The 14249-nt window shown below is 62.1% G+C and carries 14 protein-coding genes and 2 pseudogenes; 12 read left to right on the top strand and 4 right to left on the bottom strand.

Annotated features, from left to right (window positions below; genetic code table 11):
• Positions 1-3: 3 nt before the first annotated feature.
• Positions 4-1479: an NAD(P)/FAD-dependent oxidoreductase gene (locus FHT70_RS12180; protein ID WP_097600862.1), complete on the bottom strand. Its 1476-nt coding sequence runs from the start codon at positions 1477-1479 to the stop codon at positions 4-6.
• On the bottom strand, positions 1476-2474 hold the full coding sequence (locus tag FHT70_RS12185; RefSeq protein WP_183701308.1) for a LysR family transcriptional regulator: 999 nt from the start codon (positions 2472-2474) through the stop codon (positions 1476-1478). The genes FHT70_RS12180 and FHT70_RS12185 overlap by 4 nt, the downstream gene beginning before the upstream one ends.
• Positions 2475-2631: 157 nt before the next feature.
• Between FHT70_RS12185 and FHT70_RS12190 the strand changes: the two genes are divergently transcribed.
• The 9 genes and pseudogenes from FHT70_RS12190 to FHT70_RS12230 all read left to right on the top strand — a co-directional run bounded on the left by FHT70_RS12190 (position 2632) and on the right by FHT70_RS12230 (position 11230).
• Entirely contained in the window at positions 2632-3114 is a 483-nt protein-coding gene (locus FHT70_RS12190; protein ID WP_183701311.1) for a hypothetical protein, read from the top strand.
• Complete coding sequence (locus tag FHT70_RS12195; RefSeq protein WP_183701314.1) at positions 3111-3686, top strand: peroxidase-related enzyme; 576 nt, start codon at positions 3111-3113, stop codon at positions 3684-3686. The genes FHT70_RS12190 and FHT70_RS12195 overlap by 4 nt, the downstream gene beginning before the upstream one ends.
• A gap of 115 nt (positions 3687-3801) precedes the next feature.
• Positions 3802-5147, top strand: a pseudogene (locus tag FHT70_RS12200) (cation diffusion facilitator family transporter).
• A 79-nt stretch (positions 5148-5226) separates the two neighbouring features.
• Positions 5227-5505, top strand: coding sequence for a metal-sensing transcriptional repressor (locus FHT70_RS12205; RefSeq protein WP_097600902.1), 279 nt, complete (start codon positions 5227-5229; stop codon positions 5503-5505).
• Between the two features lie 4 nt (positions 5506-5509).
• A pseudogene (locus FHT70_RS12210) lies at positions 5510-5946 on the top strand (YqaA family protein).
• Positions 5946-6665 carry a sulfite exporter TauE/SafE family protein gene (locus tag FHT70_RS12215; RefSeq protein WP_183701317.1) on the top strand — a complete coding sequence of 240 codons (720 nt, stop codon included), beginning with the start codon at positions 5946-5948 and terminating at the stop codon, positions 6663-6665. Before FHT70_RS12210 ends, FHT70_RS12215 begins: the two are co-directional and overlap by 1 nt.
• 193 nt (positions 6666-6858) lie before the next feature.
• Positions 6859-7401 carry a hypothetical protein gene (locus FHT70_RS12220; protein WP_183701320.1) on the top strand — a complete coding sequence of 181 codons (543 nt, stop codon included), beginning with the start codon at positions 6859-6861 and terminating at the stop codon, positions 7399-7401.
• A gap of 307 nt (positions 7402-7708) precedes the next feature.
• Positions 7709-8287 (top strand): hypothetical protein, encoded by a 579-nt coding sequence (locus tag FHT70_RS12225; RefSeq protein ID WP_246721815.1) that lies wholly within the window; start codon positions 7709-7711, stop codon positions 8285-8287.
• Between the two features lie 207 nt (positions 8288-8494).
• The gene (locus FHT70_RS12230; RefSeq protein ID WP_183701323.1) at positions 8495-11230 is read left to right on the top strand and encodes a response regulator; all 2736 of its coding nucleotides are present in this window, start codon (positions 8495-8497) and stop codon (positions 11228-11230) included.
• On the opposite strand, the gene FHT70_RS12235 is transcribed toward FHT70_RS12230, so the two are convergent.
• A complete protein-coding gene (locus FHT70_RS12235) occupies positions 11190-11615 on the bottom strand; it encodes a hypothetical protein (RefSeq protein WP_183701326.1) in 426 nt (141 codons plus the stop codon). The two genes, FHT70_RS12230 and FHT70_RS12235, sit on opposite strands and share 41 nt — an antisense overlap.
• Positions 11616-11792: 177 nt before the next feature.
• On the opposite strand from FHT70_RS12235, the gene FHT70_RS12240 reads away from it, so the two are divergent.
• The 3 genes from FHT70_RS12240 to FHT70_RS12250 all read left to right on the top strand — a co-directional run bounded on the left by FHT70_RS12240 (position 11793) and on the right by FHT70_RS12250 (position 13236).
• Positions 11793-12107 (top strand): plasmid stabilization protein, encoded by a 315-nt coding sequence (locus FHT70_RS12240; RefSeq protein ID WP_085781032.1) that lies wholly within the window; start codon positions 11793-11795, stop codon positions 12105-12107.
• Between the two features lie 110 nt (positions 12108-12217).
• Positions 12218-12508: a DUF3175 domain-containing protein gene (locus FHT70_RS12245; protein WP_183701329.1), complete on the top strand. Its 291-nt coding sequence runs from the start codon at positions 12218-12220 to the stop codon at positions 12506-12508.
• Positions 12509-12510: 2 nt separating this feature from the next.
• Positions 12511-13236, top strand: coding sequence for a glutathione S-transferase (locus FHT70_RS12250; RefSeq protein WP_183701332.1), 726 nt, complete (start codon positions 12511-12513; stop codon positions 13234-13236).
• Here FHT70_RS12250 and FHT70_RS12255 read toward each other — a convergent pair.
• Entirely contained in the window at positions 13209-14246 is a 1038-nt protein-coding gene (locus tag FHT70_RS12255; protein WP_097600874.1) for a DNA topoisomerase IB, read from the bottom strand. The genes FHT70_RS12250 and FHT70_RS12255 overlap by 28 nt on opposite strands.
• Positions 14247-14249: the final 3 nt, after the last annotated feature.

Genomic DNA, 14249 nt, shown 5'->3' on the forward strand with positions numbered 1-14249 from the left:
GTCTCAGGTCCTTTCGGAGGATAGTTTGGGAAGCGCTTCGGTATCGTCATCGGCCCACTCGTCGCCGAGCAGTTCCGGCGTGTCGAACGCCTGGAGGTTTGCAAAGTGCTTTTCGCGGTCTTCGACGAAGAGTGATCTGACGATCCCGCGTGCCAGGCGGTCTGCACCTTCGCTGATTGCCGGGATGTCGCCCGTCAGCTTGCCGTGGCTGAGCGTTGCCGGGAAATTGAAGCAATGGATCTTCGCCAAGGTCGGGCACGAACCCGGCTCCCTCTCAAGGAACTCGAACGTGTCTCCGAGATCGGGCGACCCTTCGAGCTCTCCATTTTCCATTCCTGATGGCGTCGGGAAACGGTCCCGCCAGAGACGGATGTGTGGTTCGAAGGCCGCCAGTTCTGGCCGATTGGCCAAGTCAATCTTGAAGCCAGTACCGAAGATGAGGAAGTCGAGCGGATAGCTGCCGCGCGGCGTGGTCACGACGACGTGGTCGCCGTCCTGCCGCAGGGCGGTGATCGGGCTCTCGAGATGAAGGTGAGCCTGCTCGAACGAACTCACCCGCAGGACGCTCGGCCGCGGCGGAGGCGTCTGCTGGCCCATGGCATAGTTCAGGAAGCGCCACTTCCATTCGTCTGGCAGCCCGGCAAATCCATGTACCACGCCCTGGCTGCCGATGCCGGTGAACTTGTTGATCCGCGGCAGTTCCTTGCGCCGTACAAACATCTCGAGACGATCGGCCCCGGCTTCGAGAGCGGTCGCGGCATTGTCCATGGCCGATGCACCAGCGCCGATCACCCCTACCCGCTTGCCGCGGAGCGCCGAGAAATCGACTTCGTCGGCGGTATGCGCCCAGAACTTGCGGTCGACTTGGTCCGCGATATCAGGAACGAACGGACCGCCGAGACCATCGCGCCCGGTCGCCAGCACCACATGGCGCGCAATAATCGTGTCCTTAGCACCATCTTGACTGCACACGAGATCAAGCATGCCGTCCTCGCGGGGGAGGATCGCGTGAACCGAAACGCCGTTCCTTACGGGCAGCTCGAGCACCTTCCGGTACCAGATGAGATACTCCATCCAGATTTCACGCGGCGCCCGGTCTAGCGCGTCCCACGCCTCGCGGCCGAAGCGCGCTTCGTAGTAGGCGCGGAACGTGAGAGCTGGCAGTCCCATCGCGGGACCGGTGAGCTGCTTGGGAGACCGAAGCGTCCGCATCCGGGCGAATGTGACCCACGGCCCTTCCTGCCCTGCGGCCGCTTTGTCGAGGACAAGATGGTTGGCAACCCCGAGGCGCTTCAGCATTCCGGAGGCGACGAGGCCCGCCATGCCGCCGCCGATGATGACAACGTCGACAACATCCTGGCCATCGGCTTCACGAGCAGGAACCCAGGCCTTGGCGGGCAATTCCAACCATGAGAGGTCCTGGCGCAGGCGCTCCTCGAGGGCATCGAGGGTATCCGGGAATATGGAGAGGTCGCTCATGCCGACGCTCCTTCATCAATGGCGGCCTGCCCGTAGATGGTGTCTGCCAGCGCATCCGAGCCGTTCGCCTCCAGCAGACGGCAGCCGGGCATCGCCAGCGCTTCCGCTCGCGCCGCATCGATCACCGCAGAGACCGTCGGTGTGAGCGGCAGTGCTGCAGCGGAGATCGCGCCAAACAGGAATGGTATGGTCTGGTCAATCGCGCGCATCATGATGCCATCCAATGGCACGCCGCAGACAGTCGCAGGCTCGACGATTGCGACGCCTAGTCCTGCGCGGACGAGGGAAAGCGCTGTCAGCGAAGCATTCACGTCGATGATGCGCTCCGGCGCGACTCCTACCCGATCGAGCGCTTCGTCGATGCGATGACGGAGACGATAGGGATTGGCGAGCGTGATGATCCGTCGATCTGCGAGATCCGCCAAACGAACGACTTCGTCCGCGGCTAAAGGATCGCCAGCACTGATGGCGATGACGCAGGGCGCTTCCGCGATCCAGTGGATGTCGAGGCCGGGATGTTCGAGCGGAAGGCTCGATATCCCGAGATCCGCCGAACGGGCGACCACCGCCTGAACCACATTCTCCGCCGCGAGCGCCTGGACGTGGAGATGACGGGGAATGAGATCGCCTGGGACGGCTGCCAGCGCCTGCGGCAAGATCCCTGCGGCAAGCGACGGCGTCGCGGCGACTGTCAGCGTCGCCGGCTCGTCCCGGCCGATCGCCTCCGCCCGTTCACGGATATGGATGAGGCTGGCAAGATGACGCTCCACCTCAGCATGAAAGCGCAGACCGCGCGATGTCGGCTGGATACGGCCGCTGCTTCTGTGAAGAAGCGCGTAGCCGAGATCGGCCTCGAGGTCCTGGATCAGTCGCGAAACTGCTGGCTGGGAACGCCCGAGCAGGCGAGCCGCGCCGGTTACGCTCCCTGCGGACATTACCGCCGCGAAGGCTTCAAGCTGTCGGATGTCGATCGAGTTTCCATGCATATATGACATCAACCATTGTCCTTCATGTTATTAAAGCATGAGTTTTCTATAAAATCACTGGAGAATAGATAATTATTTCACATAGAATTCCACCGGCCATGCTAATTTGACATGGACAATGGCGAGGCCTATCTGGTGCTCTCCGCGAGATGCAAAGGAGCCTCTTTTGACACTCATCGAAACCCTCGCCGCCGTCAGACCTGGTTCGGCCCTTGCCGAAGCGATGGAGAAGCGTGCCGAGATTCTGCGCCTGAGCGAGGCCGCCCACGACGCGGTGCTTCTTCCCCGCGATCCGGGCGGACTGTCGCATGGGCTGCGAGCCGCTCTCGCCGCGCGGATGGCCCGGCACAACGGCAACGAAGCGCTTGCCGATCACTATGACGGACTGGTGAAACGGGCTGCAGAAAAGTCAACTGCGTTGCTCGCGCAACCCGGCACGAACGTTGATGACGGCCGGACGGCCGAGATCGTCCGTCACGCCGACCGACTGACCCTGGCGCCGCGCGATTCAACCCATGGCCACATCGAAGCATTGCGAAGCGTCGGCGTTGGCGACGCCGACATCGTCCGCCTTTCGGAGCTGGCCGCCTTCGTGAACTACCAGGTGCGCGTCATCGCCGGATTGGCGCTGATCGGAGCAAGACAATGAGCAACGTCGTACACAGCTTCACCACCACGGTTCCGCGCTGGCAGCCTTATGTTGTTCCAGTCGATCTTGAGACCGCCACCGAGGAACAGCGCGAAGCGATGCAGGTTACGCCGTCCAACAAGGGCATCTCGACCTATGTCCTGACACTCGCACACGACCCGGAATCGCTTGCGGTCCGCTCCCCACTGTTCAATCTGATCATGTACGGGAAGGACGGGCTTTCATTGGGCGAGCGCGAGTTGGGAGCCACGGCCGCGTCTGTCGTCAATCGCTGTGTCTACTGCGCCGCCGTCCACGCGTCCCGGTTCATCAACTATACCAAGCGGACCGACGTGATCGACGCGATCTTCGCCGATGAACTCGGTGCGGAACTCGACGAGCACCTGCAGGCGATCTTCGACTTCTCTGCACATCTGTCGACGACGCCCCCGAGAGCTACGCAGGCGGATGCCCAGGATCTAGCCAACGTCGGCCTTTCCGAGCTTGAATCCCTGGACCTTGTCCTATCGTCTGCGATCTTTGGCTGGGCGAACCGCCTGATGCATACACTTGGCGAACCCGTCAAGGATTGAGCGCTGGCGGGTCCACCCGGTTGCGTGCCGCTAATCGCGGAATAGCCCCGGGCGTTCCAAATTGACGTATCCCCTCCAGGAGGATAGGTAGGCAACTATCCCCTGGAGGTCTGCAATGTTCGCCAACGTCAAGCAATGGTTCGGCTTCGGCCACTCCGATCACGCCCACGGCCATAACCACGGCTCGCATTCTCACTCGCATGGAGACGAGGGTGGCCATGGCCACACGCACGGCGTCATCGATCCGAGCATCGCATCTTCGGAGCGGGGTATCTGGGCGATCAAATGGTCCTTCGTCATCCTGGCGATCACCGCGTTGCTGCAGCTCGTCGTCGTCTTCACTTCGGGAAGCGTCGCTCTGTTGGCAGATACCATCCACAACATCGGCGACGCCGCCACCGCCATCCCGCTCTGGATCGCCTTCACGCTCGTCCGCCGGAAGCCGACCAGGACTTTCAACTATGGCCTTGGCAGGGTCGAGGACCTTGCCGGGATGGTGATCGTTCTGATCATCCTGTTGAGCGCCATCGTCGCCGGATACGAGGCGATCGACCGCCTTATGAACCCGCAGCCCATCACGCAGCTTCTGGCGGTGGCCCTCGCCGGGGTGATCGGCTTCATCGGCAATGAGGCCGTGGCGGTGTTCCGCATCCGCGTGGGCAGACAGATGAACAGCGCCGCCCTGATCGCCGACGGCTACCACGCCCGCACAGACGGCCTCACGAGCCTGGCGGTAGTGCTCGGCGCCGTCGGGGTCTGGATGGGCTTCCCGCTCGCCGATCCGATCATCGGCCTGCTGATCACCATCGCGATCTTCGGCATCGTTTGGCAGTCGGCGCGGTCCGTCATCACCCGCAGCCTCGACGGCGTGGAGCCGGGAACGGCGGAGGAAGTCCGTCACACTGCGGAGCACGTCAATGGAATCGACCGGGTCGTCGACGTGAAGGCACGGTGGCTGGGCCACAAGCTGCATGCCGACGTCACGATCTCCGTCGACCCGTCCAAGACGGTCGCCGAGGCGAATGCGGTGGTCACCGCTCTCCGGAACGAGATGACCGCCCACCTGCCTGCGCTCGCCACGGCGACCATCCAGCTCGATTCGCCGGCGTTCCTGCCGCGGCTGATCACGGACACGGACATCACCATGCCCCGGCTCCGTTCACGGTAAGTTCCCGTTTGGCGACCGGACTGCTGGAGATTATCGATACGCCCGGGGGTGAGCGCATGCGGCTTTCGATCTCGAAGCACGCGCATGGACTGGAGGCGGTCGTCGAAATCGCCCGCGAAAGCGGCGTGGAACGGTTGCCGCTTCTTCCCTCGTGCGTGGATCATCATGCGTTGATCAGCACGCTCACACCCGCCGAACCTCACGAGTTCGACGCTGTGCTGAAGCTGATGGCGGGCATCGAGGTCGATGACCTTCCGTTCCGAATGGAAGAACCGGAAGGGCACCATCATTGACCTTCCCACGGCGGCTCCGGCGGCGTAACGTCCGGCGGGCCGCGAGGCAATGGAGCTTTCCGGACCGGAAATGGACACGATGACCGAACCGCACACGCATGCCACCCATCCCGAAATCGTCAAGCGCCTCAAGCGTGCAGAAGGCCACCTTCGCAGCGTCATCGCCATGATCGAGGGGGGCAAGCCGTGCCTCGACATCGCCCAGCAGCTCTCTGCCGTGGAGAAGGCGATCGTGAACGCCAAGCGGACGCTGATCCAGGACCATCTCGACCACTGCCTCGAGGAGACGGTCGGCGCCCTGCCGCTCGACAAGCGGCAGTCGATCGACGAGTTCAAGACGATCACGAAATACCTATAGGCCGATGCTTGATGTCGCCGCATATGGCGGACTGTTCCTCGCCGCATTCGCGGCCGCGACCATCCTGCCGATGCAGTCTGAGGCGGCCCTCGTCGGCCTCATTCTCACGGAACGGCATTCGACGATCCTGCTCGTCACCGTCGCCAGCTTCGGCAACGTCTCTGGATCGGTGGCCAACTGGTTCCTCGGGCGCTGGATCGAACGTTTCAAGGACCGCCGCTGGTTTCCCGTCTCCCCCGCCGCGCTGCAGCGGGCGCAGGAATGGTATCGGCGCTATGGCAAGTGGTCGCTGCTTGCGAGCTGGCTGCCGATAGTCGGCCATCCGATCACCGTCGTCGCCGGTGTCCTCGGGAGCCTCTCCGGACGTTCGTCCTGCTGGTGGCCGTTGCGAAGGTGGGACGCTATATCGTGCTGGCGGCCGCAACCATAGGGCTGGCCTGATGCCCTGGCAGCAGATCGTCGAATTCCAGCGGGAGATTTACCTCGCCTTTGCGGACCACATAAAGTCGTTCGCGGGCGGAGGTGGATGGCTCGCATTCCTCGCATTCCTGCCGATGGGAATTGCCTTCGGGGCAGTCCATGCCCTGACGCCGGGGCATAGCAAGTCCGTCCTCGCCACCTATCTGACAGGCTCGTCGATGAAGGCGCATCGCGCCCTCTTCGTGTCCATGGCGCTCTCCTTCACCCACGTTGCGATGGCCGTCCTCATCGCTCTGCTTGCCTTGCCGCTGGTCTCGCACTCCTTCGTTGACACGGGTTCGGCCCCCGCCCTCCAGGCGCTCAGCCGAGGACTGCTGGGCGTGATCGGTCTGTGGATGCTGGGGAGCGCGCTGTTCCGGCGTGCCCACACCCATTCGAGCGGAGAAGGCATCCTCGTCGGATTCATGGCCGGGCTGATCCCCTGCCCTTTGACGCTCTTCGTCATGACCTTCGCGATGATCCATCAGGTGGTGGTCACGGGCATCCTTTTCGCCGTCTCCATGATGATCGGCGTCGGCGTGACGCTCTCCGCGGTGGCGCTCCTCTCCGTGGCGTTCCGGGAGCAGCTCGCAAGGCTGTTGAGGACGCGTCCCAGACTGTTGGCTGTGACCTCCAAGACCATCGAGGCAGCCGCCGGCGCGATTCTGCTCGCGGTGGCTATCCATGAAATCTTCTTCTAAGAGCGCATCTCACAAGCGAGGGGCGGCTCGGACCGGCGCGGCTGATGCGGAGAGGCTTTCTGGTTGCTGGTCGATCGAAGTGCCCTAAATACGTTGTGAGGACAGATGAAGACGGCGATCCTCGCGGACGCCAAGTGAAGTCCGACGACACGGACACCCAATCCCGGTTCAGATACGCCGCAATCAGACGAAGATGGCACGCGCCACAGCAATCATGGAGTTGGCTTTCCTCTGCCTCGCGTCAGGTTCGCAGGCGGAGGACGGCGGTTCCGTGTTTCGTTTTTTCGATCGCTTCTGCTTGTCGCGCGGACCTGATTATCAGCGCACGGTCGCGATCGCCGAGACGAACCGCTGGTTGCCGCTTCCCACGGAGATGCTTGTCGGGCTTGTTCCTCTCGCTAATCTGGAAGCCGTCGAGGGATGGGCTGTATCTGGCAACGGCCTGCCGCAGCAAATGATCTTGGAGATCAGCAAGCACACCCTGAACGGCAAATCTGTGCATGCCTGCACCATGGTCGCGTTCGGTACCGACAGCATCGAATTCGAGAAGGCCTTCTTCCAACGGACGGATGGCGAGGCGATCCAACAAGTTCACAGCGCGACGCATGTTCACAAGCTTTATGATTTGGAGTTGAGCGGCCGCAGCGAACTTGTCACCCTAACTGTGCCTGCGGAATCGAATGGCGCGGATAATCTGATGGCGAGTTCGATCGCGGAAGCGGAATGGGAGAACTGACAGGAGCAAGGCCGAGTGCGCGATTGCCTGCCGGCCAGCGGTGAAGGCCTGCCAATAGAATTTGCCGCCGGCCTGGTGCCATGCCCGCTTACGTTGTTCGTGATGACCTTCGCGATGATCCACTAGGTTGTCGTCACCGGGTTGGTGTTCGTCGCCACGAGAGTTGCCCTGCCTTATCCGCCGTTGCTCTTGTGGCGGTGGTTTTCCGGGACGGGATCTTCTATCTGATGAGAAGGCATCCGCAATTGCTTGCCTCCGTCTCGCGCGCGACGGCCGGCCTGGCCGGCCTCGTGCTCGAGATAGCGAATTGGTTGAACGCGCGATGAGGATCAAAGCGATGCGAAGACTTCAGAGTATACTTGCTTCGGCAGCAATCGCGTTCGTGCCTTTCACCACCGCGCTTGCGGACGATAGCCTGCCCGCGTTCGACCGTTTCGTCGATCGCTGCCTCGACCGCGGACCGCAGTATGATCGCGCGACCGCTCTCGCGCACCGAAACAAGTGGCCGGCGCTTGCTGCCGACATGGTGTTGAGCATTCTTCCTCTTTCGGAGCCCGTGGCATTCGACGGCTGGATCACCGGGGCGGGCAGCGCGGCACCCTTCGAAGCCCTCGTCGTTGGAAGGGGTATGGTTGGCGAGAAGGCTGTCGAGAGCTGCACGATGGCCTTCGCCGGGACCGACGCCGCGGGCTTCGAGCACAGTCTTGTTTCGACAAAAGAGGCAAAACCGTCCGGCGAGCAGAACGGTGAAGGACGTATCCGGAAGTTCTTCACGATCGAGCGCGAGGGGTTGAAAGAGGCGGTGACGCTCGATCTTCCCATCTACCCTAACGGCAGCGACGAGGTGCTCGCGAGCGTCGTCGCCGAGCAGCAGACCGAGCACTGAACTTGCCCCGATGACAAAGCGCTGAATACCGAGCGGCAACCATATTTCAACCGAACCCTTTCCCCGCCATTGCAAGCCTCTATGTTGACGGTGGACGAGCTGAATCCTTACGGCGCCGCGCATCTTTTCAGGCGCCCAAGAAATGCTGTAGAACTTTGAATCGCTGCCGCTCGCACCGGCGCGGTGGCGATAGGGAAGCGGTTTTGAATGCGAAGCGTCGGCAACGGCTGGCCGAGAGGCGGCGGGAAAATCGGCGAATTGTTGCGGCATCCGGCCTTTGACGCCGCCGGTCTCGGACCGGCCGAAAGCTGGCCTGCGTCTCTCAAGCATATCGCCGAAATGGTGTTGAATTCGCGCCAGCCGAAATTCGTCGCCTGGGGTCCGGATCTCGCCTTTCTCTACAACGATGCCTACGTGCCGGTTTTCCCCGACCGGCATCCTGGCGCACTCGGAAGACCCTTTCGCGAAGTTTGGGCGGATATCTGGGAACAGTTCTCGCCGATCGTCGCCAGCACGCTTGAAGGCAGGCCGCAGCTCTTCAAGGAGCTGCTCATCCCGATGCGCCGGGACGGCCGCACCGAGGATACCTGGTTTACCTTCTCCTATACGCCGCTGCGCGACGATGACGGCGCCATCGCCGGCATCCTTTGCGCGACCCTCGACGTCACCGACCAAGTGGCGGCCAAGCGGGGCGAGAAGCTGGCGCTGGAAGAACTGCGCGCCAAATCGGAGGCGCTTGCCGTCGTCAACCAGGCGGGCGCCGCTATCACCGTCGAGCCCGATGTCGAACGCCTCACCCAGATTGTCGTCGATGCGGGTGTGACGCTGACAGGCGCCGAATTCGGCGCCTTCTTCTACAATGTCGATGATGGCGAGGGCGGCAGCTACATGCTTTATGCCCTCTCCGGCGTAGAACGGAAGAACTTCGAGAAATTCCCGATGCCACGCAATACGAAGGTCTTTGAGCCGACCTTCAGCGGTGAAGGCATCGTGCGCTCCGACGACATTCTGCTCGACCCGCGCTACGGCCAGAATCCGCCGCATGCCGGCATGCCGAAAGGGCATTTGCCGGTCAGAAGCTATCTTGCCGTGCCGGTGAAATCGCGCGACGGCAGCGTCATCGGCGGCTTGTTTTTCGGCCACGGCGAACCCGGCCGCTTCTCTCAAGCCGCCGAGGCGAGCCTCGTCAGCCTTGCCGGCCAATCGGCGGTCGCAATCGACAATATCCGGCTGTTCCGTGCCGCCAAAATCGAAATCGACCAGCGCCGCCACATGGAAGATCAGCTGCGCAAACTCAACGATATGCTCGAGGTCCGGGTCGCGGCCGAGATCGCGGATCGCCAACAGGCTGAAGCAGCGCTCCGGCAATCGCAGAAGATGGAATCGATCGGCAAGCTCACCGGCGGCGTTGCCCATGACTTCAATAATCTGCTGCAGGTTATCTCGGGCAATCTGCAGCTTCTCGGCAAGGACGTGGCGGAAAATGGCCGGGCCAGAGAGCGCATTTCGAATGCGCTTGCCGCCGTCGAACGCGGCTCGCGACTGGCAAGCCAGCTGCTCGCCTTCGGCCGCCGCCAGGCGCTGGAACCGAAGGTCGTCAATATCGGCCGCCTGGTCACCGGCATGGATGACATGCTGCGTCGCGCGCTCGGCGAGGAAATCGAAGTGGAGACCATCGTCTCCGGCGGCCTCTGGAACACCTTCGCCGATCCTGCCCAGATCGAGAACGCCCTGCTCAACCTCGCGATCAACTCGCGCGACGCAATGGGTGGTGTCGGCAAGCTGACGATCGAGGTCGGCAACGCCTTCCTCGATGATTCCTACAGCCGCACCCATCCCGAGGTGAAGGCCGGCCAATATGTCGTGCTCGCCGTCACCGATACCGGCTCCGGCATGACGCAAGAGGTGATGGAGCAGGCCTTCGAGCCGTTCTTTTCGACAAAACCGGAAGGCAAGGGCACCGGTCTCGGCCTCTCCATGGTTTACGGTTTCGTCAAGCAGTCCGGCGGTCACGTGAAGATCTACAGCGAGATCGGCGAGGGTACGACCGTCAAACTCTACCTCGCCCGCTCGTTGCGCAGCGAGGATCGCGCCGCGGCGGCCGACAACCTTCCAGCAACCGGTGGGACCGAAACCATCCTCGTCGCCGAGGACGACGAGGGCGTTCGCGCCACGGTCGTCGAGATGCTCTCGGATCTCGGCTATTACGTGCTGAAGGCGAAGGATGCGCAAAGCGCCCTCACCGTCATCGAAAGCGGTGCCCACATCGACCTGCTCTTTACCGATGTCGTCATGCCCGGTCCGTTGCGCAGCCCGGAGCTTGCCCGCATGGCGCGACAGCGCCTGCCCGACATCGCCGTGCTCTACACCTCGGGCTATACGGAAAACTCAATCGTTCATGGCGGCAGGCTCGATCCAGGCCTGGAGCTGCTCTCCAAGCCCTATACGCGCGAGGAGCTCGCCCGCAAGATCCGCCAGGTGCTCGCCAACCGGCCGCAACGCCACCAGGCAGAGGCCAATGCGCCGGTGTCCAATGCAAAGCAACCCGATCCAAAGGTTCCCGGCACGGCCGGAAAGCTGAAGCTGCTGCTCGTGGAAGACGATGCATTCATCCGGATGGATACCGCCGAAATCCTGCAGGATCTCGGCTACGCCGTCATCGAGGCGGGCAGCGGCGAACAGGCCATTGATATCCTTGGTCACACGCTCATCAACGTGATCGTCGTCGACGTCGGCCTGCCCGGCATGTCGGGCTCGGCCTTCGCCGCCAAGGCGCGGGAAGCCTTTCCTTCCGTCGGCCTGGTCTTCGCCACGGGCGACAGCGACCCGCCCGACGCCGCTCGCTTCTCCGGCTCGGTGCTGCTGATGAAACCCTACACCAGCGCTGCGCTCGACCGGGCGGTCAAGAGAGCCGTCCAGCTTTCCCAAGCTGAACCGCCCTAACCGCACCGTCGAACTCGGGATATTTGCGCATCAGGTCGACCTCGCTGGTGCAGCTGTCGTCGCGCGCCGTCAATTCGATCGAGATCGTGTCGCCAGGATCGAGGCGGCCGTCGTCATGATGGTCGCCATCGTGATGGCTGCCGCCGTCGTAACGAGTACCGTCATTGTGATAGACGGGAATGCGGGCGCCGCTCTGGCTGACAAGCACGGCATCCCTCTTGAAACCCCTCCGCAGCAGCCAGTCGCGCGGCGCCATCAGGCGGATATCGACCTCGTAGGAATGTCCCTTCCCTTGCTTGAAGCTGACCGTGTAGGTGACCGGCGATACCTGGCCGTTCACGTCGATCGTGCCGTTTCCATCGGCTTTGACGATGTGTTTTTCCATGTTCTCGGTTCCTTGCTGCATGCGGGCTTAAGTAGGCTTGCCCATCGAAAACCCGACAAAATCGGCTTTTGTTCCGGAATCTGGGACAATGACCCTATAGGGAACTTTTCCCCTCCCCACCGGTTGGATTCTCTTACAAATCGCGCTCGAGCGCTTTGCAAACCACAGGAGGCGAAGGTGCCGCGAGGAGACAAATCCGACTATACCGACAAGCAGAAACGCAAGGCCGAACACATCGAGGAGAGCTACGAGGAGCGCGGCGTCTCTGAGCAGGAGGCCGAACGGCGCGCCTGGGCGACCGTCAACAAGGAAAGCGGCGGCGGCAACAAATCCGGTTCCGGCCGCGGCAAGAAGGATACGCACGAATCCTCCAAAAGGGGCGGCCGGGCCGGCGGCGCTGCATCCGCGGCACGCTCGAAGGAGGAACGCTCCGCTTCCGCCAAGAAGGCGGCCGCGACACGCAAGCGCAACGAGCACCATAGCCACCACTAAACATGTGCCGAAGGGTGTGAGCGGTCTCGGGCGGCACCATGCTCCAACCAATCGAGAAGAGGACGGCAGGCGCCAGTTTGTCGCCAGTCCGTCCGGCAAGGATTTTTGTCATGGCCAAATCGAAGAAGAAATGGTCGCAGGACGTTACCGAACACAGCAACGCGATGGACCTCAAGGAAGGCGTGTTCAAATCGGACGATCCGAAGGAGATCGCCCGCTCGATCAAGCGCTCCGCCGAGGAGAGCGATCGCCGCAAGTCCAGCCCGTTTCGCGCTGCCATGTCGATGCTGACCTTCTACATCAACCGCGCTGGCGAGCAGCTGTCGAAAAAGCGGCGCGGCACCCTTGAAAAGGCCAAGGATGAACTGCGAAAAGACTTCGGTCGTCAATCGAGGCGTTGAGCATGGCATATGAGCTTTATTATTGGGACGGCATCCAAGGCCGCGGCGAATTCGTACGCTTGGCGCTGGAGGAAGCCGGCGCCGACTATGTCGACGTCACGCGTCAGCCCGGCCGGGGAACGGGCGCCATGCTCGAGATCATGAAGAGCGAAGGCGAGCCGCACATTCCTTTCGCTCCGCCCTTCCTGAAGGACGGCGACCTCATTATCCCGCATGTCGCCAACATCCTGTTTTACCTCGGGCCGAAGCTCGGCCTTGCGCCGGAGGACGAAAGCCTTCGCTACGTCGCCAACGGCCTGCAGCTCACCATCACCGATTTCGTTGCCGAAGTGCACGATACCCACCATCCGATCGACGTGTCGCTTTATTATGAGGACCAGAGGCAGGAAGCCAAAGTCCGTTCGGCCGCATTCATCCGCGACCGCATTCCCAAATTCCTCGGTTATTTCGAGCGCGTTCTGAAGCGCAATCCGAAAGGCGCCGATCATATAGTCGGCAATGCGGTCACCTATGTCGACCTCTCGCTTTTTCAGGTGATCGAGGGCCTCACCTATGCCTTTCCCAAGGCCATGAAGAAGAGCAAGGCCGAATACCCCGCTCTCCTTGCCCTTCATGATGCGGTGGCGAAGCGGCCGAACATCGCCCGTTATCTCGCCTCCCCTCGCCGCCTCGCCTTCAACGAGGAAGGGATTTTCAGGCACTATCCAGAACTGGACGCCGCGAGCTGAAGAGATCCCTCGGTCTCGCGTATGAGGAAATCAAGCAGCCTGTTTTCTTCGGCCCGCAAGCCCCGCAGCGGCTCGCTGCCGCCCTCGATCAAAGGATGATCATTGCCCGCCAGCGCGATGATTGCCGGATGGATATAGCTCGAGCGCGAGATCGCCGGCGTATTGTGCAGCGCCTCGGCCGCAGCCTCCGACATTTCCTTCACCGTCGGCCGTCCGCCGCCGACGATCCTTTCGCGGGCGACCCCGAAGGCCGCCAGCGATCCGGCCCAGGTGCGGAAGGTCTTGGCGGAGATCGGAATGCCCGATATTTCGGCCAAATAGGCATTCAGCCGGCCGGAGTCGACCGGTTTCAGCACGCCGCTTTCATCCTTCCAGACGAAGAGTTGGCGGCCGGGAAGGTCGGAAATCTCTTCCAGGATTTTCTGCAGCCTGGGATGCTTGAGACTGCGCTGGACGCGCTTGCCGCCCTTGGCCCGAAATTTGAGCTCGATCCGCCCGTCGACGATTTTCAGATGCCGCTTCAAGAGCGTCGTCGCGCCATAGGTGCCGTTCTCCCTGACATAGGCCTGATTGCCGACCCGCAGATGCGCCTCGTCGAGCAGTGTCGTCAGAGCAGCCAAAACGCCGTTGACATCCTCGGCACCGGTATCGAGATGCCGCAGTACGGTGCGGCGGATCTTCGGCAGCGCCTGACCGAATTCGATCAGCTGGTAGAACTTCCCGGCACTGCGGAACGATTGCCAGTCCTTGTGATAGCGGTATTGCTTGCGCCCGCGCGCATCGATGCCGGTCGCTTGCAGATGACCGTTCTCGTAGAGACAGATCCAGACATTCTCGTAGGCTGGCGGCAGTCCGAGCGCGCCGATGCGTGCCCGCTGTGATTCATCGGAAAGCGTTGTACCGTCAGGCATCACATAGCTGAAGCCCTTGCCTTTCCTTCGCCTGCGGATGCCCGGTTCGGTATCGCTGACATAGATTAGGCCAAGTTCGGTAATTGTTTCGGCATTCATGCT

This window comes from Rhizobium sp. BK049 (assembly GCF_014193135.1).
Taxonomy (GTDB): Bacteria; Pseudomonadota; Alphaproteobacteria; order Rhizobiales; family Rhizobiaceae; genus Rhizobium.